Origin of the sequence: Paraburkholderia sp. SEWSISQ10-3 4, assembly GCF_030464785.1 — a bacterium.
Taxonomy (GTDB): domain Bacteria; phylum Pseudomonadota; class Gammaproteobacteria; order Burkholderiales; family Burkholderiaceae; genus Paraburkholderia; species Paraburkholderia aspalathi.
The window spans coordinates 512,537-534,578 of record NZ_JALPRI010000003.1 but is presented as its reverse complement, the minus strand read 5'-3'; the positions used below and the strand labels follow the sequence as shown (position 1 = coordinate 534,578).

The window sequence follows — 22,042 nt, the reverse complement described above, 5'->3', positions numbered from 1 at the left end:
CTCAGTGGACCATCGTTACTGGAGTAACCGTGCGCCTTGACAGCGACGCCAACATGGCCAGTCTTCTAAAGAAGCCCATATGGCTCGCGTCGATCACCATGACATCCGGCTGGGTCGTTGCCGCATAGTCGGCAATCGCTTTCGTGCGGTGGCCGAATACCCGCTTCCAGTGGTACGGCACGCCCGCTTCTTCGAGAATCGTTCGGGCATCGATCAGCGCCTTGAGCATGGCGTGTTTTTCCATCCGCACCAGCGAGCTTCGAGTATGGAAGGCTGCAGCGCGCCCCTGATCGACAGGCTCGAGCACTTCAAGCAGTTCGACTTCAGTTACGCCGCGCTCCAGAAACATGAACGCCGCATAGCGCGCGGCTTCTATCGCGCCGCCGTGGTCGAGAACAGGGATCAGCATTCGTATCATCGAGAACTCCTGGCGGGTACTTTGTACTTTGAGCTTAGCGAAAGCGGCATTAATGTCGTGTAAAAAAACTGCTGTTTTTGCAGCACGCACGCGCGCAAATTACACGGCGACGAAAGGCATCTTCACGATGCCTGTATCGCAGCCGGATTCAGCTCGATATGCAAGATCACCAGCCACCGCTTCGGACAATCCTCTGCAATCTGCAATTCCTGTTTCCTGTCACCGCCCGTCTTCACAAAACCTTTCGCCCGCGCGAAGCCGAACGCGCGCCGTGCATCGGATTGCAGCCACAGCGTCAGCAGCCCGCATGTCACGCAACTGAACAGCCAGATCGTTTCGTGAGGCAGCGTCGCATCGAGTTGCTGCGCGACGTACGTAAAAATCGTTGTGAGAACCTGATTGGTGACGAAGGCAATGGCGACGACCTTGCACATTCCCCTGAATATCATGGCGTGTCTTGAGGGCGTCATGGCAGGTCAAAACCCGGTGCGGAAAACACGCAAGCCTCCACGGTCACGTTGCCCTTTGTTTGTTTGACTGCCATACACCCCTCCAGCAAAACCCAGATTTTTCTTGCGGCGAAACGCCAGACTCGAACTATACGGAGCTCGCCGTAAAGGCCGAGAATCGATTGCCGCCGGCGATATAAAAATCCTGTGAAAATCACCGCACGCCGACCAGCCGGTAGCCCACGCCGGCCTCGGTGACAATGTGTTCAGGATGTGCCGGATCGCGCTCGAGCTTATGCCGCAGATGCCCCATGTAGATACGCAGGTAGTGGTGGTTGTCGGTCTGCAATGGGCCCCATACCTCGCCGAGCAGTTGCTCGTGCGTCAATACGCGGCCTGGATGGCGCACCAGCGCGGAGAGCAGGCGATATTCGGTGGGGCTGAGATGGACGATCCGACTGCCGCGTACCACCCTGCGCTCGCCGAGATCGATTGTGACGAGGCCGAACTGAACCTGAGGCACGCCAACCCTGTCGCCGCTGGCCTGCCTGCGCAAATGCGCTCTGATCCGCGCGCTAAGTTCGGGTAAGCCGAACGGTTTGGTGAGGTAATCGTCGGCACCGGCATCGAGCGCGGCAACCTTGTCTTCTTCGCGGCTTCGCGCCGAGAGGACGATCACCGGCATCGCGGACCAGCCGCGCAACTCGCGGATCACCTCGATGCCGTCCATGTCCGGCAAACTCAGATCGATGATCACAAGGTCCGCCAGCCGCGTCGCCGCCTGCGCCAAACCTTGTGCGCCGGTCTGCGCGTCGAAGACACTCATGCCGGCTGCTTCGAGGCTAGTACGAATGAAGCGGCGGATAGCTTTGTCCGCGTCGATCACAACGACTGTTACGGTGGGATCGCTCATCCGCAGGCTCAATGCATCGGCTTGAGGTCATCCAAAGCCAGGTTGAGCTTCAGCACGTTCACGCGTGCCTCGCCGAAAATGCCGAACTGCCGCCCCGACGTATTGCGCCCAACAAGATTGGTCACCTGATCGACCGGCAGGCCGCGGGCCTGCGCCACGCGCGCCACCTGATAGGCGGCCGCGGCCGGACTGATCTCCGGGTCGAGGCCGCTGCCCGACGACGTCACGAGATCCACCGGCACCGGTTGCGACATGTCGTTGCCTGCTGCCTTCAACGCATCGAGACGGCCTTTGATTTCGTCAGCGAGCGCGGGATTGGTCGGGCCAAGGTTCGAACCACCCGAGTTCTGTGCGTTGTAGGGCTGCGGCGAGGTAGCCGACAGGCGTCCCCAGAAATAGTACGGCGCATCGAACTGCTGACCGATCAGCGCGGAGCCGGCCACTTTGCCGTCTTTCTCGAGCATGCTGCCGTTTGCCTGAGCCGCGAAGGCTGCGTGACCAATTGCGGTCACAACGATCGGATAGATCACCCCGGTGATCACCGTCATCAGGATGAACAGAACAAGTACCGGGCGAATCAGCGTTTTCATGATGTTCACTCTATTGGGTCAGACCCAGCCGAACACGTTCAGCACCATATCGATCAGCTTGATGAACGGGAACGGCAGCAGAATGCCGCCCAGCCCGTAGATCAGCAGATTGCGGCGCAGCAGCGACGCCGCGCCGAGCGGCCGGTACTTCACGCCCTTGAGTGCCAGCGGAATCAGCGCAACTATAATCAACGCATTGAAAATCACCGCCGAGAGAATGGCTGACGACGGCGAGCTCAGATGCATCACGTCGAGCACACGCAATTGCGGATAAGTCGTCGCGAACGCCGCCGGGATGATCGCGAAGTATTTGGCCACGTCGTTCGCAATCGAGAACGTGGTGAGCGAGCCGCGCGTCATCAGCATCTGTTTGCCAATTTCGACGATCTCGATCAGCTTGGTCGGATTCGAATCGAGGTCGACCATGTTGCCGGCTTCCTTCGCCGCCTGCGTGCCGGTGTTCATCGCCACCGCCACGTCCGCTTGCGCAAGCGCAGGGGCGTCGTTGGTACCGTCGCCGGTCATCGCCACCAGACGGCCTTCAGACTGGTGCGAGCGAATCGTGGCGAGCTTGGCCTCAGGCGTCACCTCGGCGAGGAAATCGTCCACGCCGGCCTCGGCGGCGATCGCTGCTGCGGTCAGGCGGTTGTCGCCCGTCACCATGATGGTCTTGATGCCCATCTTGCGCAGTTCGGCGAAGCGTTCCTTGATGCCACCCTTGACGATATCCTTCAACTCGATCACGCCCATGCAGCGTGCGCCGCTCTCGCCGCGCACTTGCTGCGCGACGACCAAAGGCGTGCTGCCGCGCCGTGCGATTTCTGTCACCGCCGCCGTCAACTCAGCCGGAAAACGGCCGCCGTGCGCCTCGACATAGTGTTTGATCGCATCGGAAGCGCCCTTGCGAATCTCACGGTCGGGCAGATCGACACCGCTCATGCGCGACTGTGCGCTAAAGGCGAGGAAGGTCGCCTGCAATGCGTGCATATCGCGTTCGCGGATATTGAAGCGCTGCTTCGCCAGCACGACGATACTGCGCCCTTCCGGTGTTTCGTCCGCGAGTGAAGACAACTGCGCCGCGTCGGCGAGCTGTTCCTCCGTGACGCCCGGCGCAGGTGTGAAAGCCGACGCCTGGCGATTGCCGAGCGTGATCGTGCCGGTCTTGTCGAGCAGCAATACATCGACGTCGCCTGCGGCTTCAACAGCACGGCCCGAGGTGGCGATCACGTTCGCCTGCATCATCCGGCTCATACCCGCTACGCCGATCGCCGAAAGCAGACCGCCGATGGTGGTCGGAATCAGACACACCAGCAGCGCGACCAGCGCGGTAATCGTGACTACATGCCCTGCTTTCGCGGCTTCGACCGAGAACATCGAGAACGGCAGCAGCGTCGCGGTTGCGAACAGCAGCACGAGCGTCAACGCGACCAGCAGGATCGTCAGGGCGATCTCATTCGGCGTTTTCTGACGCTTCGCCCCTTCCACCATCGCGATCATCCGGTCGAGGAAGGCCTCGCCCGGATTCACGCTGACGCGCACGACGATCCAGTCCGACAGCACGCGCGTGCCACCCGTCACCGACGAAAAGTCGCCGCCCGACTCGCGGATCACTGGCGCGGATTCACCTGTGATCGCCGACTCGTCGACCGACGCGACGCCTTCGATCACTTCGCCGTCCGCCGGAATCACGTCGCCGGTTTCCACCAGCACGACGTCGCCCTTGCGCAGATCGGTGGCCGTCGTAATGCGAATCGGCGACTTGGGATGCGCCTCCTGCAGCTTCTTCGCCATCACGTCGCGCTTCGCACCACGCAGCGAAGCCGCCTGCGCTTTCGAGCGCCCCTCAGCGAGCGCCTCCGCGAAGTTGGCGAACAGCACGGTAAACCACAGCCAGAGCGCGATCGCCAGAATGAAACCCGCGGGCGCCTCGGCCTGGCCAGCGAGCGCGGCGACCCACAGAATGGTCGTCAGAATGCTGCCGATGTATACGCAGAACATCACCGGGTTACGCAACTGATGGCGTGGTGCGAGCTTCCTGAACGAATCGACGAGCGCCGGCCGGGCAATCGACGGGTCGAACATCGAGCGCGCCGCGTTGCGCGCCTGACCGATGTTGCCCGGCTGATGAACCGGCGGTTGGAGTCCGTTAGTCATGCTGTCCTCTCAGTCAATGTCCCGCGACCATGATCAGATGTTCAACGACCGGGCCGAGCGCCAGTGCAGGCACGTACGTCAGCGCGCCGACCAGCACCACCGTGCCGAGCAGCAGCACGACGAACAGTGGGCCGTGCGTCGGCAGCGTGCCGGCGGTCGCGGAGATGCGTTTCTTTGCGGCGAGCGATCCGGCGATTGCCAGCACCGGCACAATCGAGCCGAAGCGGCCGAACCACATGGCGATGGCCAGCGTGCTGTTGTAGAACGGCGTATTGACCGAGAGGCCCGCGAAAGCGCTGCCGTTGTTATTGGCGGCCGAACTGTAGGCGTAGAGAATCTCGGAGAACCCGTGCGGCCCGGGATTGGAGACGCCCGCCACGCCGGCCACCGTCAGCACGCCGATTGACGCGCCGACCAGCACGAGCAGTGGCGTGAGCAACACGGCGATCGACACCATCTTCATCTCGTACGACTCGATCTTCTTGCCGATGTATTCCGGCGTTCGCCCGATCATCAGGCCGGCCACGAACACCGCGAGCAAGGCGAACACGAGCATGCCGTACAGGCCCGAGCCCACGCCGCCGAAGATCACCTCGCCGAGTTCGATCAGCAGGAGCGGAACGAAGCCGCCCATCGGCGTCAACGAATCGTGCGTGTTGAGAACCGCGCCACACGAGGCGGCGGTGGTCGCCACGGTGAAGATGCCGGACTGAGCGATGCCGAAGCGGGTCTCCTTGCCTTCCATGTTGCCGCCCGTTTGCGTGGCCGATGCCGTTTGATCGACATGCAGCGACGCATACAGCGGGTTGCCGTTCTGCTCAGACGAAATCTCGCCCCAACAGGCGACCGCGAACGCGATCGTCATCGCGGCAAGCACCGCATAGCCCTGCCGCTTGTCGCCCACCATCCGGCCGAACACCAGGCACAACGCAGCAGGGATAACGAGCATCGCTATCATCTGAACGAAGTTGGCGAACGGCGTCGGGTTCTCGTACGGATGCGCGGAATTGGCGTTGAAGAAGCCGCCGCCGTTGGTGCCGAGCATCTTGATCGCTTCCTGCGACGCAACCGGCCCCATGGCGATGGTCTGCTTGTCGGCCTTGTTGTCCACCATCACCGGGTTACCCTTGGCGTCCTTGACGGGATTGCCCTGGGCATCGGTCTTCGGCGTCTGATACGTCGTCACCTGCAGCGTCGGCACGTCTTCGTATGACTTGAAGTTCTGAAGCACCCCTTGACTGATCAGGACGAGCGCAATGACCGTCGCGAGCGGCGCGAGGATATACAACGTGATACGCGTCAGATCGACCCAGAAATTGCCGATCGTCGCGGCCGTATGGCGTGCGAAACCGCGAATCAGCGCGATCACGACAGCAATGCCGGTGGCGGCCGAAAGGAAGTTCTGCACCGTCAGCGCGGCCATTTGCGTCAGATAGCTGACCGTCGATTCCGGCGTGTAGTCCTGCCAGTTCGTGTTGGTCACGAAGCTGACCGCCGTGTTGAACGCGGCGTCGGGCGTCATCGGTCCGAAGCCCTGCGGGTTCGCGGGGAGCCATTGCTGCAAACGCAGAAATCCGTACACCGCGAGCACGCCGAGCGTGTTGAAGACCAGCACGGCCAGCGCGTAGTGCTTCCACGACATTTCGGCGCTGGGGTCGACCCCAGCGAGCTTGTAGAGCGCGGTTTCGATCGGCCGTCCTATCCGGCGCACGACGACCGAAGAACCGTCCACCACGCCGGTCATGTAGCGGCCGAGCGGAATGGCGAGCGCGATCAGCACGACGATAAACAGGCCGGGCTGAAACAGGTTGTTGAAGTTCATTCGAGAGCCTCCGCGCGTAGCAAGGCATACACGAGGTAAGCGAACAGAATCAGCGTCGAGGCCGCCGCGAGCCAGGTCATCCAGGTGGTCATGGACGGCCTCCGGGGGCGCGGTGAAGCTTGTCGCAGCCAATCACGAAGCCCGCGACGAGGCCGCTGAATGCAATGATGGCGATGAGGTAAAGCAGATCCATGGTCCGGTCTCCCACAGGGGACTCCTGCACCGTGAAATTTAGGAAAATCCGCGTAAACGCAGCGTTAATACTTCGCGCGGTTTCGTAAAAACGATGGACGTGGTGCGGGAGAGCGCTCGGTTAACGCAGCGGTATGGTCTTGCTGGGGGACTTTCGGGCTTTCGTACTGCTGTTTGAAAACGGCTGGCGCTTGAGCGGCTTAAGCGGCCTAAGAGACTTAAAGGGCTCAAGCCGCCTTGGCCGCCTTACTCGCTTGAACTGCTTGCGCCACCTGAGCGGCTTGAGATGCTTCGCGCGCAGCCTGTTCGATCCAGAGCCGGCTATCGGGAAACCAGAACGCGTCCGGGCGCGGCGGCGAGACGAGCTTCACCGGAAGTGAGGGATTGAATATCTTCGACCATGCGGACAGATAGGACGGCGTCTTCACGAGGAAGCCGCAATTGGCCAGGAGCAGGCAGGACACCAGCGCCTCGCGGCCGATTTCGAGTCCCGGATAGCCGCTGAAGTGAACGGGCGTGCTGCCACGGGCGAGATGTTTTGCCGGTGCGACTCTGACCGGCTTGCTGAATGGCCAGGCGACAAAATAATCGATAAACGCCCGTTCATCGCTCGAGACAAAAATATTGGTCAAGCGCGGGTTTTCAGCAAGCGAGGCTTCCACCTGCCGGCAAAAGCTTCCCCACGAAACCGGGATGGCTTCCTGCGCCTTGTCGGTCCCTCTGAAATGCGCGCCAAGGGTCGACGGGCCGAGCCCGAGCTTCTGGCAGATCGCATCGACTTCTTCGCAGATATGCGCGGCCGGACGATAGTGCGCGAAGAAAAGCTCGCTTGCACTCCTCAGTCGAAGCCGCGCTTCATAACGCTGACGAAAGCCGAGTTGAACCAGGTCGCGCACTGTCGACGTTCTGATCTTATGAGTGATCGTGACTCCGGAGGTGGTGTGCACGGACTCGAAGAAGGCCGAGAACCAGTCCAGCTTCCCTTCGGCATCACCATACAGCCCGCCGCGTGCACTGATGCACGGGGTGAGACATTTCTCGTCGCAATACATCAGAATAAACAGGACCATCTGCATCACGGAGAAGAAACCGGAGTTCTCCTGAATCTCGATGGAAAAAATGCCCCTATTCAAACGCTGTGTTGCATGGAGGGAAATCCGGCGCGGCGTGGCCACGCTATGCTTGAATCCCTCGCTACGTCGGATCTGTTTCGCCCGATCGACTACCTTTCTCAACATGCCTGACTCCTAATTAATTAGGTATTTTTTAAAATGGCACGGACCTGTTTGCTGCGAAGGAAGGGACGGTTGAGCATAACATTTCAAAAGCACGACCACGTAAAGTTTGGCTCATCTTGGTGAGCTAGCGTACAAAGGATCGGTAAGGTTTTCCCTGGATGGCCGCGCCGCACTGCCGGCTCAACCCTCCGGCATATCGCCGGTGTACTCATAGGCCACCGTCCCCTTGGGATGTCTGAACCACCCCGGATCGCGGTAGTCGTTGTGCCCCAATCCCTCCCGCACTTTCACGACGGTGAACATGCCGCCCATCTCCAGCGCGCCGAACGGCCCCGTGCCGGTCATCATCGGCAGCGTGTTGTCGGGCAGCGGCATTTCCATTCCGCCCATCGAGCCGCCCGTGCTGCCCATCGCCATGTATTCGGGCACCAGCTTGTTGATGCGTTGCGCGAGGTCCTTCTGCGGCACACCGATCAGGTTCGGGACCTGATGACCCATCGCGTTCATGGTGTGATGGGACTTGTGGCAATGAAACGCCCAATCGCCCGGACGGTTCGCCGTGAACTCGATGGCGCGCATCTGGCCGACGGCCACGTCCGCGGTCACCTCGGGCCAGCGGGCGGACGGCGGAATCCATCCGCCATCCGTGCCCACCACTTCGAAGTGATAGCCGTGCAGATGGATCGGATGATTGGTCATCGTCAGATTGCCGACACGGATGCGCACGCGATCGCCGACGCGTACCGGCAAGGAATCGATGCCTGGAAAGACGCGCGCATTCCACGTCCACATGTTGAAGTCGGTCATCTCGTTCACGCGCGGCGTGAAACTGCCCGGGTCGATATCGTATGCGGACATGATGAATACGAAGTCGCGATCCACCTGCATGACGCCCGGGTCTTCCGGATGAACAATGAATGTCCCCATCATGCCCATTGCCATCTGTACCATCTCGTCGGCATGCGGGTGATACATGAAGGTGCCGTGTTTCTCCAGTTGAAACTCGTAGACGAAGGTCTTGCCCGGCGGAATGTGCGGCTGCGTGAGACCGCCGACGCCATCCATGCCGCACGGCAGGAGCATGCCGTGCCAGTGAACCGTGGTGTGCTCCGGCAGCTTGTTGGTCACGAAGATGCGCACCTTGTCGCCTTCAACGGCCTCGATGGTCGGCCCTGGCGCCTGGCCGTTATAGCCCCACAGGTTCGCACTCATGCCCGGCGCCAGTTCGCGCACTACCGGCTCGGCAATCAGATGAAACTCCTTCCAGCCGTTCTTCATACGCCATGGCAGTGACCAGCCGTTCAACGTGGCGACGGGTGCATAGGGCCGGCCATTTGGAGGCGCAAGCGGCGCCTGCATCGCGGCCTTGGCCATCGTGGGCGCTTCAGGCAATGACGCGGCGCCGGCCTTGCTGACGAGCGCCGCGCCCAACAACGCGGCTCCAGAGCCGCCCAGAAAATTTCGACGAGACACCATGTCATTGACCTTCGGAATCTGTGGATGACGCTTGCGGCGTCATGGATGTAAATGGCGCAGCGGCCATCGCGAGAGGCGGCAGACGGCCACCGAGCGCCTGTTGCAGATCGGTTTCCGCGAGCCAGTAGTCTTTGAGCGCGTCGATATAGCTATTCACCGCGCCGATCTGGTCGCGCGAATCGGCGAGCAGTTCGAACACGCTCGCGAGCATGCCGTTATAGCGAAGCAGCAGTTCGTCCGAAATCGTTTTGCGGATCGGCACGACCTCGTCGCGATAGTGCTTCGCAACGTCGTAGTCGGTCACATAAGCCGAATACGATTCTCGAACCTCCGAGCGCGCGTTGATCGCGGTCTCGGCGACGCGGTTCGCTGACTGCAGATAGATCGCTTCGGCGCGCGCCACTTTCGAGGCGCCCCAATCGAAAATCGGAATCTCGACGCTGATCTCGTAGCCCTGTTCACGGCCGTCGGAGGTCGTGAAATTGTTCTGATACCCGACATCCAGCGCATTGATGAATCGCGTTGCCCGGCTTAGGCCCAGTGAGCTTGCAACGCTCTGCGTTTGCAGTTTTGCTGCCTGGATGTCCAGGCGATTCTGCATCGCGAAGTGTTCGAGGTCCTGCAATTCGGGCCTCGTTGCAGGCAGGTCAGGCAGACGCTCGGGAAGGTCGTACTGCGCTTGCGAGCCCCATAGGCCCATCGTGCGAGTGAGTTTTTCTCGCGCGGCTATCGACTGCTGCCGCGCTTTCGCTAGTTGCGCCACAGCTTCCGCGTAGAAGGCCTGCTCACGTGCATAGTCGAGCTTGCTGAAGTTGCCGGCTTGCTGCATACGCAACGCGAGTTCGGCGCCGGCTTCTGCCGAGTCCTTCACCTGCTCTGCGTAGACAGCGGACTGCTTCGCCGCGACGGCACCGATATAGGCGCGTCGGGCATCGGCGGCGACCTTGAGCATGGCGTCCGCTGCGAGCAGCCGGGTCTGCTCGAAACGGCGACTCTCAATGCGTGTCGCCAACGGCAGCGTCAGCACGTTCAGCAAGCCGAGCGTAAATGTGCGGCTGATGCTCAGATCGTTGCCGCCGTGCGTGCGGCTGAATGTGAAGCCGGGATTCGGCAGTCGTCCCGCCTGCACCAGGTCCGCCTCGGCAATGCCGAGTTCGCTATACGATGCCTGCAATCCGCGGTTATTCAATAGCGCGATCTGGATCGCGTCGTCCATGCCGAGTGGTCGGGATAGCAGTTCCTGCGTGCGTTTGACGACAGCGTTTCGGTCTTCGTCTGTCTTGACTAGTACAGCGTCTTTGCCGAGCCGCTGCGATGCTGTGGTGGACACGGTGTCGAAGCCGCCGTCCTTCGAAAAGGTCGTGCAGCCGGCGAGGAACGCCAATGCAGTAGTGGCAGCAATGACGCGGCCGGTGGGAAAGAGAGGCTGCTTCATTCTGCCGGGCCCTCTTGATGGGCACCGTGGCCGCCGTGATTGGCGTGAGGGTTGGAGCCGTGGTCGGAGTTGCGGTTGGCACCAGCGTTGGCACTCGCTTTCGCATCGCCCGAATGCACTTGACCGTGGTCCATCTGCAGCTTGCCCGATGGACTCGCCACCGCGCGATTAAGCGCTTGCCAGCTTGGGGCCTTCTGTTCCCGATACGGCCGATAGTCCGCGAAGGCAGACGGCACATTGACCGCCGGAACCGATGCCGCGGCATCCGCCGGATCAGGAGGTGGTGATATGGCGTGCACGAGCGCCGGCAATACTGCCGTCGCGCCGAGCAGCGCTGCAATAAACGTTCGCATTGATTTTCTCGTCGTATGCCACCCGGACGGCCGACGTGCAACGTGCGGCCATCAAGGCGAAATTGAACATCGCAGCATCACGCTGCGAAGGAACTAGACGAAAGAGATTCGAGGAGGTCGTTCGATGCCGTCAGTCAGAAATGACGCGACACGAACAGAGGGAGCAAGAGGTACAGCGAAATGGACTGCGTCAGCGGATACCGCCGCAACCGGAGCGGCCGGCAAGCCGCCACCGAAACAGCACGACGCGCAGGTCGAGCAGGCATGCGCATGATGCGCGCCGCCTGGGTGACCGTGGTTTTGCGAGTGATCACCGGCGATGTCATTGGCGCTATCGGCCATCATCGCGGCATGGTTATGGTGGTGAGTCGCCTCGCCAGCATTCTCATGGAGCGTGGACACCCCTCCTCCAACATGCGAGGACTCGCATTTCATGGAGACGGCCGCGAACGACTGAACCGGAAGGCTCATCACGAGCAGCACGACGAGAAAGAGTTTGCGCCAGTAAGACATGGGTACGGAGTCTAGCACGCTGTTTAAGAGGAACGTAAGGCTGGAACCGCTACAGTCTGTGGCGGTTTTTTGCGTCGATAGGGCTACGGTTGGCGGCAGAATAAACAACATGGACGTATATGCTTGACCTTCCCTCAGTGGGAAGGTCCAAGCTTAAATTCTGATTTCTCATCGGAGGCAAGAAATGGAATTCCAGATCCCGGATATGTCATGCGGCGGATGCGCCAACGCCATTACCCGTGCAGTCACTCGCATCGATCCAGAGGCGAAGCTCGACATCGATGTCGCCGTTAAAATCGTGAAGGTCGCATCGACCTTGCCGCCGGAACGCGTGATCGAGGTAATCGAAGCGGCGGGGTTTCACCCCTCGCTCAAGCGCTAAGCGGATCACATGAAGCATGTGTCTATCGATTAAGCTAAGCACCCTGTTCGCAGCATCACGGTCACCCGCTATCACTGTTTCCCCAACGGAAAACCCAATATGAAAAACCTTCGTGCATTCCGTGCCCTTTGTCTTTTCAGCGGCATTGCGTTTGCGGTCGCCACGGCGCCCGTCTACGCCCAGCAGGCTGCGTCGATGCCCGGCATGGACATGTCCGGTTCAGCGGATGCCGGGGCGAGCGCATCGACCCAGGCGTTCAAGGACGCCGACGAGAAAATGATGCAGGCCATGGATGCGCCCGCCTACACGGGCGATGCCGACAAGGACTTCGTCGCCCACATGATTCCGCATCATCAAGGCGCGGTCGAAATGGCGCAGGTGGAACTGAAATACGGCAAAGATCCCGACTTGAAGCGTCTCGCCCGAAACATCATCAAGGCGCAACACGACGAGATCGCCTTCATGCAACGCTGGCAGGCGAAGCACGGCGTGAAGTGACAACGGGCAACCTGCCCGCTCTGACGCCTCTGACGCTTTAGCGTTTCAACACCGCGCCTGGCTTCGCGGCGGCGCCTGCGCCGCCGCGAACGCCGGAATTCAGCCGCGAATGACTGGTGTTTACCCGCCAAACCCACTCTGACACTTGCCACTTCGTCGGAATGTGGCTCAAAATGTAAGCGCTATCATTTTAAGCACGCAGCTTTAGCTAGCTGAAATGACCGCCTAATACACGGTCAACACGCCAATATGTAAGCGCTAACATAGCGCGAGTAATGGTAATTGGAGAACCCCGATCTCCCGGCAACCTGACACCGCATCAGCGCGCCCCACCCCAAACAAAGACTTAAACCGGAGACAACCAGCATGAGCGCCACCCCGAACCTCGAGCAGGCCCCACCGAAAATCCGCCGCGCCCAGATCGTGGCGCTTACGCTGCTGATGGTGAGCGGCATCGTCAACTATCTGGACCGTGGAACGCTCGCAGTCGCCAATCCGTTGATCCGTCATGACCTGGGGCTCTCGCTCGGCCAGATGGGCCTGCTGCTGTCCGCGTTCTCCTGGAGCTACGCGTTGTTCCAGTTGCCGGTGGGCGGCCTCGTCGACCGGATCGGACCGCGCAAGCTGCTCGGCATCGGCCTGATCGTCTGGTCAATCGCGCAGGCCTCCGGCGGATTCGTCTCGACTTTCGGCTGGTTCGTCCTTGCGCGAATCGTACTGGGCATCGGCGAGGCGCCGCAGTTTCCGTCGGCAGCGCGTGTCGTCAGCAACTGGTTTCCGCTGCGTGGGCGTGGCAAGCCGACCGGTATCTTCAACTCGGCGTCCCCGCTCGGCACGGCGCTCGCGCCGCTTTGCCTGTCGATCATCGTGGTTCAGTTTCACTGGCGCTGGGCCTTCATCGTGACGGGCGTGCTGGGTCTGGTCGTCGCTGTCGTATGGCTCGCGGTGTATCGCGATCCCGTCAAAGCCACGATGAGCGAAGCAGAGCGGCGCTATCTCGAAGGCGACGAAGCGGACCGCAAGCCGGCCCCCGCGGTCACGTTCGCCGACTGGCGTTCGCTGTTTTCTCACGGAACCACTTGGGGCATGCTGATCGGCTTCTTCGGCTCGGTCTACCTGAACTGGGTGTACCTCACGTGGCTGCCGGGCTACCTGACGATGGAGCGGCACATGAGCCTGATGCATACGGGCATTGCTGCGTCGATACCGTTCTTCTGCGGCTTTCTGGGCTCGCTCACGGCCGGCTGGTTCTCCGATCTCATCACGAGCGGCAGCTCGAACCCGGTCACCAGCCGCCGCAATGCGGTGGTGATCGCGATGCTCGGCATGGTCGCGTTCACCATTCCGGCGGCGCTCGTCGAGAGCAACACGATCGCGATCGTATGCATCTCGGTGGTGATCTTTCTGGCGAATGCCGCCTCCGCCAGTTCATGGGCGCTTGCCACCGCCGCCGCGCCGCCGAACCGCGTCGGCTCGCTCGGCGCGATTCAGAACTTCGGCGGCTTTCTGGGCGGCGCCCTCGCACCAATCCTGACCGGCTATATCGCGCAGACCTGGTCGTTCGTCCCGGCTTTGCTGACGGCCGCCGGCATCGCGTTTGCCGGCGCCATGAGCTACCTCCTGCTGGTACGCAAACCGATCGACGACCAGCCCGTCTCCACTGAAAACCTGCGCGCGCCCGCCTGAAGGCGGCCGCTGCGCCCTCTCATCGAACTCTTCCCCGGAGATCAACAACATGACTACCGCCAAGCAAGCCACGACCTCAGTTGAGGGCATCGTTCCCGTGATGCTGACGCCGTTCGACGATTCCGGCGCTATCGACTACGCCGGACTCGAACGCCTGATCGAGTGGTACATCGCGCACGGATCCGACGCGCTGTTCGCCGTCGCCCAATCGAGTGAAATGCAGTTTCTGACGCTCGCCGAGCGTGGCGCGCTGGGACGCTTCGTCGTTGAGAAGGTCGCCGGCCGCATTCCTGTCGTGGTCTCGGGCCACATCAGCGACGACGCCGATGCCCAGGCCGAAGAGCTGAACGTCGCCGCGTCTACCGGCGCGCAAGGCGTCGTGCTCGTGACGAACCGGCTCGATCCGAATCGTCAGGGAACGGAGGCCTTCGCGGCCAATCTCAAGCGGCTCCTCACGCGACTTCCTTCGGACATGCCGCTCGGTTTGTACGAATGCCCGGCGCCCTACCGCCGGCTGCTGTCCGACGATGAACTGAAGCTGTGCATCGACACCGGCCGCTTCATCATGCTGAAGGACGTCAGTTGCGATCTCCCGACCGTCAAACGGCGCGTCGCGCTTGCACAGGGCTCGCCGCTGAAGATTCTGAACGCCAACGCGGCCATCGCGTGGGACGCCATGAAGGCCGGCTCCGCAGGCTTCAACGGCGTGTTCACGAACTTCCACCCGGATCTGTACGACTGGCTGCGCAATGACGCGGCACAGGACCCGGCTCTCGCGGAGGAGCTCGCGACGTTTCTCGTGCTCTCCGCCGTATCCGAAGCGCTCGGTTACCCCGCGCTTGCAAAGATCTATCACCAGCGCATCGGTACGTTCGATTCGATTCGCTGCCGCGCGATCGACTATGACGTGCGCGAACGTTTCTGGGCGCTCGACGCGGTACTCGACAAGATCGTCGCCGGCACCGAGCATTTCCGCTCGCGCATTGCCGCACTCGGTCAACGCGGTTAGGCTCGCGGGCATCAGCCGTCAGAGACACCCAGTGACCGGAACGCGAGCCCCCACTGCCATGTTTGCCCGCGCTTCGCGCGCGCAGGCGGCGGTAAGATGTCGGGCGCTCTCCGATTCACTCTTCGTTTTCTGATCCAATGCCCGATTCCGCCGATTCCCCCGCGTCCTCGGCCACCGTCCGAACTCCGACGAACCGCGCCCGCCGCAACACGGGCCGCACCGTGCTGTCCGATGTAGCCAAGCTCGCGGGCGTATCGACGGCGACCGTATCGCGGGTCTACAACGAGCCGGACAAGGTCTCGGCGAACGTGCGCGAGCGTGTCGAACACGCCGCGCTCACGCTCAACTGGTTTCCCAATGCAGCGGGCCGCGCGCTTGCGTCGACGCGCAGTCACATTGCCGGCATCATCATTCCAACGCTGGACGACCAGGTGTTCGCTTCGCAAGTGAGCGCCATGCAGGCTGCGTTCGCGGCACGCGGCATCACACTCGTGCTCGGCTGCTCGAACTACGATCCGGCGCAGGCGCTCGTGCAGGTGCGCGCCATGCTCGCGCGCGGTGTCGAGGCGATGGCCGTGGTGGGTGAGGCTCATCCGCCCGAACTGTTCGAGGCGTTGCGCAGTTATCGCGTGCCTTATGCGGTCACGTACGCGTATCGCAAGGACAGTCCACATATCTGCGTCGGCTTCGACAATCACGCGGCCTACACGGAGATCACCGAACATCTGATCGGCCTCGGGCATCGCTCGTTCGCGGTCTGCATTCAGCCGACGCGTGACAACGATCGCGTGCAGGCGCGCGTGGCAGGCATCCGCTCGACACTCGAACGCCATGGCCTCGCGGTGCGGCCGGAGCACATGCTCGAAGGCAAATCAACGATCGAATTCGGCCGACGCTGCCTGCGCTCGATCTGGCAAGCGCCATGCGAGCACCCGACCGCGATCATTTGCGGCAACGATCACATCGCGCTGGGCGTCCTGCGCGAGGCGGAGGAACTGGGTATCGAGATTCCCGGTGAATTATCCGTGACGGGCTTCGACGATCTCGAGATCGCGAAAGAGCTGCGCCCCGCGCTGACGACGATGCGAGTCGACACGTACGAGATCGGGCGTCTTACCGCGCAGTATCTGCTCGATGTGCTCGACGGCAAGCGCCCGCAGCACGGACACGAAGTGCGTGCGCTATTCCAGCTCAGGCAATCGACCGGGCCGAGCGCGCGATAGCTGCGCGGCGCTTTTCTCTGAATGAACAGGGTTGCGTATGGTTGGCTTGTCACACCGAGTCAATCGGATCGCTCACCGCGCCTCGCTGCACCGTATGCCCCAACTGCTCGCCGAACTGCAAAGCGGCAAGCTGCGCATAGAGCGGTGAACTCAAAAGAAGCTCTGCGTGACGGCCCTGCGCGACGATGCGGCCGTGTTCCAGTACGACGATGCGATCAGCCTGTTGTACGGTCGCAAGACGGTGCGCGATAACCAGTGTGGTGCGGTTCTGCGCGGCATTGTCCAGCGCCTTTTGCACCAGCCGTTCGCTGGCGGCGTCGAGCGCGCTGGTCGCTTCGTCCAGCAACAGAATGGGCGGATTCTTCAGGATCGCGCGAGCAATCGCAATGCGCTGGCGCTGTCCGCCAGACAGTCGCACGCCACGCTCGCCGAGAAAGGTGTCGTAGCCTTGCGGAAGTTCGTCGATAAAGCCGGCCGCGGCGGCCATCTCGGCCGCCCGTTGCACTTGCTCGAGCGTGGCATCCGGTGCGCCGTAGCGGATGTTGTCGAGCACGCTGCCGGAAAAGATCACTGACTCCTGCAGCACCACGCCGATTTCCTTGCGCAGTTCGACGAGCGGCACATCACGCGTCGGGACGCCGTTGATCAGAATGCTGCCGGACTGCGGATCGTAAAAGCGCAGCAGCAATTGGAACAGCGTGGTCTTGCCCGCACCGGACGGTCCGACCAGGGCGACATGCTCACCCGGACGGACATCGAGCGAAAGTGCGGAAAGCGCTGCAATGCCGGGGCGCGACGGATACGAGAAGCTGACGTTGTCGAAGCGGATGCCCTCGCCTCGCGCAGGCAGCGCGACCGTGGTCTCGGCCTGCACTACCGGCGAGCGCGCCGCCAGCAGTTGCAGCAGACGTTCGGTAGCGCCGGCCGCGCGCTGCAGATCGCCCCACACCTCGGCAACCGCGCCCACCGCGCCGGCCGTGAACACCGCGTAGAGAATGAACTGGGACAACTGGCCCGCTGTCATCCGCCCGGCCAGTACTGCTTGCGCGCCGAGCCACAGCACGAACACGATGGCGCTGAACACCAGCACGATCACCACGGCGGTCAACCAGGCGCGTGCACGAATGCGCGTGAGCGCCGTATCAAAGGCTGCTTCCACCGCGCCGGCAAAGCGCCGCACCTCGAAGGGTTCCTGCGTATACGACTGCACGGTCGGCATGGCATTGAGCACCTCGCCTGCCAACGCGCTCGTGTTAGCAATCTTGTCCTGGCTCGCGCGCGAAAGGCGCCGCACGCGCCGGCCGAAGATCACGATAGGCGCGACCACCACGACCAGCGTCGCGATGATGTAGCCAGAGAGCACCGGACTCGTCACAGCCAGCATCGCCACACCGCCGGTCAACAGGAAGAAGTTGCGCAATCCCAGCGACAGGCTCGTGCCCACCACCGCCTGGATCAGGGTGGTGTCGGCGGTGAGTCGTGACAGCACTTCGCCGGTTTGCGTGGTCTCGAAGAACTGCGGACTCATCCCCAGCACGTGGTCGTAGACAGCCCGCCGCAAGTCGGCCGTGACCCGCTCGCCCAGCCACGATACGAGGTAGAAGCGCAGCGCCGTCGCGGCGGCCAGTACCAGCGAAACGATGAACAGCGCGAAGAAATAGCGATCGATGTGCGCCCGGTCGCCCCCCGCAAAGCCACGATCGATCAGGTATTTGAAAGCCACCGGCAACACCAGCGTGGCGCCGGCCGAGGTCACCAGCGCGAGGAACGCGAGCGCCCAGCGGCCCGCATAGGGACGCAGGAAGGGCAACAGGGCAAACAGAGGGCCGATACGTCGTGAAGCGGATGCAGGCGGCGAAGACGGAACAGCGTCTGACATGGAAATTCCCTGGTGAATCGGAGGTCACCCCGATTGTGCCAGTCCTGTGGATTCGAAGGCGGTTCACGTAAAAGCCTCTTTCACGTGCTTGCCGCGACTGGCCATCTGTATCAAGATCAAGCCGACTCATCCGGACCAGGCTATTCCCATGAAAGACGACTCTGACTCTGACTCCGATTCCGATCCCGACAAACTGAAAGGCCCCGGTGGTTTGACGCTGCGCCAGATCCACAATCAGGTGCAAAAGAGCGTCGAGCGCGACCGCGAAGAGCAGGCATCACGCAACGCTATCGCTCCGCAACGGAGCAGGTGGCAGCGTTGGGTGCGTTACGTGTGGGGCCGCAGCGGGCGTCGTTAGGTGGCGAAGATGGCCGCGCAAAGCCAATGGGTAGCCACAGACCCTAGACGATGGAAATCGGCTCCGCACTCTGCTTCGCCTCAGAAAGCAGCCAGTTCCGGAAAGCCACGACGTTGGCGCGCTCCAGCGCCGCAGCCGGATACACAAGCCAGTAGCTGTAATCGTTGGGCAGCACGACGTCGAAAGGCTGTACCAGTCGACCGGTACGCAGATCGTCCGCGGCGAGCATCAGCCGGCCTAATGCCACTCCCTGCCCCTCCACCGCGGCTTGCAATGCGAGGCTCGTGTCGTTAAACGACGCGCCAGCATCCATGTCGAGTCCCGCTATTCCCGCCTCGTCGCACCAGTGCCGCCACGCCTCGCGCGGCGTGTCGTACAACAGCGGACATGGCGCAAGTCGGCCGGAACACGAATGGCAGGCGGCCCATCGGCGAGCGTCGGACTGCAGACCGGACTCAGCGTTTCACGAGCAATCAGGTCAGCTTTCACACCGGTCCATTTCCCGAGTCCTGAGCGAATGCCGAGATCGAAGCGCTCCGTTGCGAATGTCCACACATCAGCCGAACTATCGAGGCGCACGTCGATGTCCGGATGCAAGACGCGAAACGCTTCAAGACGCGGCACCAGCCATCGCGAAGCGAACGACGGCAGAACCGTGATGCGCAGCGGCCGCGCATCGGGCTCCATCAGACGCAGCGTTGCCGCCGCGATGCGATCGAGCGCGCCGGCCAGTTCCGGAAGATAGGCTTCGCCCTTTGCGGTGAGCTTCAGCGCATGCCCGCGACGCTCGAACAAACGAAAGCCCAACCAATCCTCGAGCTGGCGGATCTGATGACTGATGGCCGCCTGCGTCACATACAGTTCGGCAGCAGCACGGGTAAAGCTCAGATGCTGGGCCGCGGCTTCAAAGGCGCGCAGCGCACCTAGCGGAGGCAGGCGTCGCATGGACTGGTCGATTAGTTTGGTTTATCGAGAGCATGAAGATAACCCGTTTGTGACGCAGGAGGAAGTCGCTTCTAATCACACACTGCGCGGGCAAACGTGATGTCCCGGCTCCTTATCGACATGAGGTCAATCGATGATTGCATGGAACATCTGGATCCTGTTTCTTGGCTACACCGTACCGATGGTCGTCAGCCCCGGTCCCGGTAACACGGTCCTCGCGACCGCCGGCGGCCGCTACGGCGTGGCCGGCTCGATTCCATTCTGGGCCGGCTTCGAAATAGCCAATCTCGTGTTGTGCCTCGTCTACGGACTGGGTCTCGGCAAGGTGCTGCACGGCCACCCCGAAATCCAGATGGTGCTCAAGTGGGCGGGCACCGTCTATCTGCTCTATCTTGCCTGGGGATTTTTTCGTTGGTCGGCCCAATCCGCAAACAGCAGCGAGCAGGATCATTCACGCCTGAATACCGGCGACGGATTTCTATCCGTGATCCTCAACCCCAAGATTCACTCGATGATTCTGGTAATGTTTTCGCAGTTTCTCGACTCGGCAAAACCGCTCCCGGGACAAGTCTTTCAGTTCGCGGCAGCGTTTCTCGTGGTGTGCATGGTCTGCCATTTTCCATGGATCTATGGCGGCCAGTTGATTCTTCGCCGGTTTCGATCCGCACGTGCGTTGCGGATTCAGGGACGTGTGTTCGGTATCTGCATGATCCTCGTGGCGGCTTATGTCGCCTTCGCCTGAAACGCGATGTTGCACGTGCAATTGCCGCAGCACGTCAGCGCTGGCTGTACCGGGTGACCTCGAACACACTTGAATTTCAGAACGATCAGTCTTAATATTGTTTCACCATGAGACGACACCCTCCTTCCACCAGCCCTTCCGTCCCGTCGCCCGAGCGCGGGCGGCCACGTGAATTCGATCTTGACGAAGTAACCGGCATTGCCGGCAAAGTCTTCTGGGAACAGGGCTACCATGCAACGTCGATTGAATCCTTATGCCAGTCAACGGGCCTTTTCCGTGCCAGCCTCTACAGTACGTTCGGCGATAAACACGGGCTTCTGGTCGCCGCATTCGACCGCTACGCAGAAGGCGCCATTGCTCGCCTGAAAGAGCGACTCGCCGTCGATCTGCCGCCGCGAGAAGCACTTCGTGAGGCTTTGCTTCACTACACGCAGGTCGCCAGCAAGCTGTCGGGGCGCCACGGATGCCTCATCACAAACGCAGCCATCGAAATGTTGCCGGCTGACGAGGCTTTGCGCCCTCACATCGAGACCACCTTGAGACGTATTGCCTCACATCTGGTAGCTGCAGTGGTTCGCGGCCAACAAGCGGGGGAATTCAACGCCGAACTCGACGAGCAATCTGTCGGCAACTTTCTGCTCTGCATGGTTCAGGGCTTGCGCGTGCTGGGGAAAGTGAATGTGAGCAGGAACGAACTGGTGTCGATCGTAGACATGACTATGCGAGCGCTGGTCTAAAAAATTTTTCCTATTTCTGGAACGATCATTCATGAATAAACCCATCGAATTTTCTGTCACGCCAGTGTCGGGTCGGGGTAGCCCGTCTGCCGGTCTGGTTGCGCAGTCGATCCGCGGTAGCTACTGGAAGGGCGTTGCGTTTTGCGTGGTGGCAACGATCTTGATGGGCATCATGTTTCCAGTGATGACGAGCGCCCTTGTGTATGTCGATCCATTCACGTTTACGTCGCTCAGGTACCTGATCGCCGGCGCGGCGTTTCTCACCCTGTTGCTGATAAAGGAAGGAAAGGGGGCGCTGAAGGCGAATGGGGAATCGTTCGCCCTGGCGTGGCTGCTCGGGTCAGTCGGCTTTTGCGGATTCGGATCGTTCGTCTTTCTGGGACAGCAACTGGCGGGGCGCGAGGGTGCACTGACTGCATCGATCATGATGGCAACGCAGCCCATGATGGGCCTGCTCGTGAACTCGATCGTGCGCAAACACCGCCCGCCGTTCTATTCGTTTCTGTTCATTCTGATGTCATTCGCCGGCGTCTCGCTTGTGGTGACAAAAGGGGATGTCGCGGCCGTTCTGCGCGAACCGCAGCACTATTCGGCGAACGCCTTGATCGTCCTCGGCGCGCTGTGCTGGGTGATATATACCTTTAGCGTGTCCCACTTCAAGCGCTGGTCCGCACTCAAATACACGACGATGACCACCTGGCTCGGACTCACCACGATCATCGGCCTCAACGTAATGCTGTTCGCGCTTCACGTTGTACCGGTGCCATCTGCAACGGCATTGCATGCGATCGTCCCTCACCTTCTCTATATGGGCCCGATCGCCGGCTTCATCGCGATCCTGTTCTGGAACACGGGTACAAGATTCTCACCCCGCTCAACGGCGTTCTGTTCATGGACGTGTTGCCCGTCACGACCTTCGTGGTGTCTTCGTTGACCGGTGTGGTTCCGGGACATTGGCAAATCGCAGGCGCGTGCATGACTGGCGCCGCGCTAATCTTCAACAATATCTATTTGCGACGCCAGGCCCGGA

22 protein-coding genes and 1 pseudogene are annotated in these 22,042 nt (G+C 61.4%); 10 read left to right on the top strand and 13 right to left on the bottom strand.

Annotated features, from left to right (window positions below):
* Position 1: 1 nt before the first annotated feature.
* The 11 genes from M0D68_RS10985 to M0D68_RS10935 form a co-directional block, all read right to left on the bottom strand.
* On the bottom strand, positions 2 to 418 hold the full coding sequence (locus tag M0D68_RS10985; protein ID WP_093633062.1) for a universal stress protein: 417 nt from the start codon (positions 416 to 418) through the stop codon (positions 2 to 4).
* A gap of 122 nt (positions 419 to 540) precedes the next feature.
* Positions 541 to 867, bottom strand: a complete 327-nt coding sequence (locus tag M0D68_RS10980) for a hypothetical protein (RefSeq protein WP_234486876.1) — start codon at positions 865 to 867, stop codon at positions 541 to 543.
* Positions 868 to 1,081: 214 nt separating this feature from the next.
* The gene (locus tag M0D68_RS10975; protein WP_093633064.1) at positions 1,082 to 1,780 is read right to left on the bottom strand and encodes a response regulator; all 699 of its coding nucleotides are present in this window, start codon (positions 1,778 to 1,780) and stop codon (positions 1,082 to 1,084) included.
* Between the two features lie 8 nt (positions 1,781 to 1,788).
* Positions 1,789 to 2,370, bottom strand: a complete 582-nt coding sequence (kdpC, locus tag M0D68_RS10970; RefSeq protein ID WP_200620457.1) for a potassium-transporting ATPase subunit KdpC — start codon at positions 2,368 to 2,370, stop codon at positions 1,789 to 1,791.
* A gap of 18 nt (positions 2,371 to 2,388) precedes the next feature.
* On the bottom strand, positions 2,389 to 4,452 hold the full coding sequence (kdpB, locus tag M0D68_RS10965) for a potassium-transporting ATPase subunit KdpB (protein ID WP_093633250.1): 2,064 nt from the start codon (positions 4,450 to 4,452) through the stop codon (positions 2,389 to 2,391).
* 85 nt (positions 4,453 to 4,537) lie between these two features.
* A complete protein-coding gene (kdpA, locus tag M0D68_RS10960; protein WP_200620458.1) occupies positions 4,538 to 6,346 on the bottom strand; it encodes a potassium-transporting ATPase subunit KdpA in 1,809 nt (602 codons plus the stop codon).
* Positions 6,343 to 6,438 carry a K(+)-transporting ATPase subunit F gene (gene kdpF, locus M0D68_RS10955; protein WP_028193906.1) on the bottom strand — a complete coding sequence of 32 codons (96 nt, stop codon included), beginning with the start codon at positions 6,436 to 6,438 and terminating at the stop codon, positions 6,343 to 6,345. Before kdpF ends, kdpA begins: the two co-directional genes overlap by 4 nt.
* A gap of 327 nt (positions 6,439 to 6,765) precedes the next feature.
* Positions 6,766 to 7,776: a hypothetical protein gene (locus M0D68_RS10950; RefSeq protein ID WP_266224235.1), complete on the bottom strand. Its 1,011-nt coding sequence runs from the start codon at positions 7,774 to 7,776 to the stop codon at positions 6,766 to 6,768.
* A 180-nt stretch (positions 7,777 to 7,956) separates the two neighbouring features.
* Positions 7,957 to 9,252, bottom strand: a complete 1,296-nt coding sequence (locus M0D68_RS10945; RefSeq protein ID WP_266224234.1) for a copper oxidase — start codon at positions 9,250 to 9,252, stop codon at positions 7,957 to 7,959.
* A gap of 1 nt (position 9,253) precedes the next feature.
* Complete coding sequence (locus M0D68_RS10940; RefSeq protein WP_200620461.1) at positions 9,254 to 10,687, bottom strand: TolC family protein; 1,434 nt, start codon at positions 10,685 to 10,687, stop codon at positions 9,254 to 9,256.
* A complete protein-coding gene (locus M0D68_RS10935; protein WP_200620462.1) occupies positions 10,684 to 11,040 on the bottom strand; it encodes a hypothetical protein in 357 nt (118 codons plus the stop codon). The genes M0D68_RS10940 and M0D68_RS10935 overlap by 4 nt, the downstream gene beginning before the upstream one ends.
* 270 nt (positions 11,041 to 11,310) lie before the next feature.
* Here M0D68_RS10935 and M0D68_RS10930 point away from each other — a divergent pair, with 270 nt between their 5' ends.
* From M0D68_RS10930 to M0D68_RS10905, 6 genes are all read left to right on the top strand, one after another.
* A complete protein-coding gene (locus M0D68_RS10930; RefSeq protein ID WP_200620463.1) occupies positions 11,311 to 11,568 on the top strand; it encodes a hypothetical protein in 258 nt (85 codons plus the stop codon).
* A gap of 169 nt (positions 11,569 to 11,737) precedes the next feature.
* On the top strand, positions 11,738 to 11,935 hold the full coding sequence (locus M0D68_RS10925) for a heavy-metal-associated domain-containing protein (RefSeq protein WP_266224233.1): 198 nt from the start codon (positions 11,738 to 11,740) through the stop codon (positions 11,933 to 11,935).
* Positions 11,936 to 12,034: 99 nt separating this feature from the next.
* Complete coding sequence (locus tag M0D68_RS10920; RefSeq protein ID WP_200620465.1) at positions 12,035 to 12,433, top strand: DUF305 domain-containing protein; 399 nt, start codon at positions 12,035 to 12,037, stop codon at positions 12,431 to 12,433.
* A gap of 366 nt (positions 12,434 to 12,799) precedes the next feature.
* Entirely contained in the window at positions 12,800 to 14,119 is a 1,320-nt protein-coding gene (locus M0D68_RS10915) for an MFS transporter (RefSeq protein ID WP_200620466.1), read from the top strand.
* A gap of 49 nt (positions 14,120 to 14,168) precedes the next feature.
* Entirely contained in the window at positions 14,169 to 15,128 is a 960-nt protein-coding gene (locus M0D68_RS10910; protein WP_200620467.1) for a dihydrodipicolinate synthase family protein, read from the top strand.
* Positions 15,129 to 15,265: 137 nt separating this feature from the next.
* The gene (locus M0D68_RS10905) at positions 15,266 to 16,351 is read left to right on the top strand and encodes a LacI family DNA-binding transcriptional regulator (protein ID WP_200620468.1); all 1,086 of its coding nucleotides are present in this window, start codon (positions 15,266 to 15,268) and stop codon (positions 16,349 to 16,351) included.
* Positions 16,352 to 16,400: 49 nt separating this feature from the next.
* Here the strand turns inward: M0D68_RS10905 and M0D68_RS10900 are convergent, their stop codons facing one another.
* Positions 16,401 to 18,230 (bottom strand): ABC transporter transmembrane domain-containing protein, encoded by a 1,830-nt coding sequence (locus M0D68_RS10900; RefSeq protein ID WP_200620469.1) that lies wholly within the window; start codon positions 18,228 to 18,230, stop codon positions 16,401 to 16,403.
* Positions 18,231 to 18,378: 148 nt separating this feature from the next.
* Between M0D68_RS10900 and M0D68_RS10895 the strand changes: the two genes are divergently transcribed.
* Positions 18,379 to 18,588: a hypothetical protein gene (locus M0D68_RS10895; protein ID WP_266224232.1), complete on the top strand. Its 210-nt coding sequence runs from the start codon at positions 18,379 to 18,381 to the stop codon at positions 18,586 to 18,588.
* Between the two features lie 43 nt (positions 18,589 to 18,631).
* Here M0D68_RS10895 and M0D68_RS10890 read toward each other — a convergent pair.
* A pseudogene (locus tag M0D68_RS10890) lies at positions 18,632 to 19,533 on the bottom strand (transcriptional regulator GcvA).
* Between the two features lie 133 nt (positions 19,534 to 19,666).
* Here M0D68_RS10890 and M0D68_RS10885 point away from each other — a divergent pair.
* The 3 genes from M0D68_RS10885 to M0D68_RS10875 all read left to right on the top strand — a co-directional run bounded on the left by M0D68_RS10885 (position 19,667) and on the right by M0D68_RS10875 (position 21,946).
* Positions 19,667 to 20,275, top strand: coding sequence for a LysE family translocator (locus tag M0D68_RS10885; protein ID WP_200620471.1), 609 nt, complete (start codon positions 19,667 to 19,669; stop codon positions 20,273 to 20,275).
* 107 nt (positions 20,276 to 20,382) lie between these two features.
* Positions 20,383 to 21,012 carry a TetR/AcrR family transcriptional regulator gene (locus M0D68_RS10880; protein ID WP_200620472.1) on the top strand — a complete coding sequence of 210 codons (630 nt, stop codon included), beginning with the start codon at positions 20,383 to 20,385 and terminating at the stop codon, positions 21,010 to 21,012.
* Between the two features lie 31 nt (positions 21,013 to 21,043).
* The gene (locus tag M0D68_RS10875) at positions 21,044 to 21,946 is read left to right on the top strand and encodes a DMT family transporter (RefSeq protein ID WP_266224231.1); all 903 of its coding nucleotides are present in this window, start codon (positions 21,044 to 21,046) and stop codon (positions 21,944 to 21,946) included.
* Positions 21,947 to 22,042 lie beyond the last annotated feature (96 nt).

Excerpts from the sequence above, each read along its gene's own strand:
- M0D68_RS10985 (WP_093633062.1), bottom strand. The coding sequence starts at position 418 with ATGATACGAATGCTGATCCCTGTTCTCGACCACGGCGGCGCGATAGAA.
- M0D68_RS10980 (WP_234486876.1), bottom strand. The coding sequence starts at position 867 with ATGATATTCAGGGGAATGTGCAAGGTCGTCGCCATTGCCTTCGTCACC.
- M0D68_RS10975 (WP_093633064.1), bottom strand. The coding sequence starts at position 1,780 with ATGAGCGATCCCACCGTAACAGTCGTTGTGATCGACGCGGACAAAGCT.
- kdpC (WP_200620457.1), bottom strand. The coding sequence starts at position 2,370 with ATGAAAACGCTGATTCGCCCGGTACTTGTTCTGTTCATCCTGATGACG.
- kdpB (WP_093633250.1), bottom strand. The coding sequence starts at position 4,452 with ATGTTCGACCCGTCGATTGCCCGGCCGGCGCTCGTCGATTCGTTCAGG.
- kdpA (WP_200620458.1), bottom strand. The coding sequence starts at position 6,346 with ATGAACTTCAACAACCTGTTTCAGCCCGGCCTGTTTATCGTCGTGCTG.
- kdpF (WP_028193906.1), bottom strand. The coding sequence starts at position 6,438 with ATGACCACCTGGATGACCTGGCTCGCGGCGGCCTCGACGCTGATTCTG.
- M0D68_RS10950 (WP_266224235.1), bottom strand. The coding sequence starts at position 7,776 with ATGTTGAGAAAGGTAGTCGATCGGGCGAAACAGATCCGACGTAGCGAG.
- M0D68_RS10945 (WP_266224234.1), bottom strand. The coding sequence starts at position 9,252 with ATGGTGTCTCGTCGAAATTTTCTGGGCGGCTCTGGAGCCGCGTTGTTG.
- M0D68_RS10940 (WP_200620461.1), bottom strand. The coding sequence starts at position 10,687 with ATGAAGCAGCCTCTCTTTCCCACCGGCCGCGTCATTGCTGCCACTACT.
- M0D68_RS10935 (WP_200620462.1), bottom strand. The coding sequence starts at position 11,040 with ATGCGAACGTTTATTGCAGCGCTGCTCGGCGCGACGGCAGTATTGCCG.
- M0D68_RS10930 (WP_200620463.1), top strand. The coding sequence starts at position 11,311 with ATGATGCGCGCCGCCTGGGTGACCGTGGTTTTGCGAGTGATCACCGGC.
- M0D68_RS10925 (WP_266224233.1), top strand. The coding sequence starts at position 11,738 with ATGGAATTCCAGATCCCGGATATGTCATGCGGCGGATGCGCCAACGCC.
- M0D68_RS10920 (WP_200620465.1), top strand. The coding sequence starts at position 12,035 with ATGAAAAACCTTCGTGCATTCCGTGCCCTTTGTCTTTTCAGCGGCATT.
- M0D68_RS10915 (WP_200620466.1), top strand. The coding sequence starts at position 12,800 with ATGAGCGCCACCCCGAACCTCGAGCAGGCCCCACCGAAAATCCGCCGC.
- M0D68_RS10910 (WP_200620467.1), top strand. The coding sequence starts at position 14,169 with ATGACTACCGCCAAGCAAGCCACGACCTCAGTTGAGGGCATCGTTCCC.
- M0D68_RS10905 (WP_200620468.1), top strand. The coding sequence starts at position 15,266 with ATGCCCGATTCCGCCGATTCCCCCGCGTCCTCGGCCACCGTCCGAACT.
- M0D68_RS10900 (WP_200620469.1), bottom strand. The coding sequence starts at position 18,230 with ATGTCAGACGCTGTTCCGTCTTCGCCGCCTGCATCCGCTTCACGACGT.
- M0D68_RS10895 (WP_266224232.1), top strand. The coding sequence starts at position 18,379 with ATGAAAGACGACTCTGACTCTGACTCCGATTCCGATCCCGACAAACTG.
- M0D68_RS10885 (WP_200620471.1), top strand. The coding sequence starts at position 19,667 with ATGATTGCATGGAACATCTGGATCCTGTTTCTTGGCTACACCGTACCG.
- M0D68_RS10880 (WP_200620472.1), top strand. The coding sequence starts at position 20,383 with ATGAGACGACACCCTCCTTCCACCAGCCCTTCCGTCCCGTCGCCCGAG.
- M0D68_RS10875 (WP_266224231.1), top strand. The coding sequence starts at position 21,044 with ATGAATAAACCCATCGAATTTTCTGTCACGCCAGTGTCGGGTCGGGGT.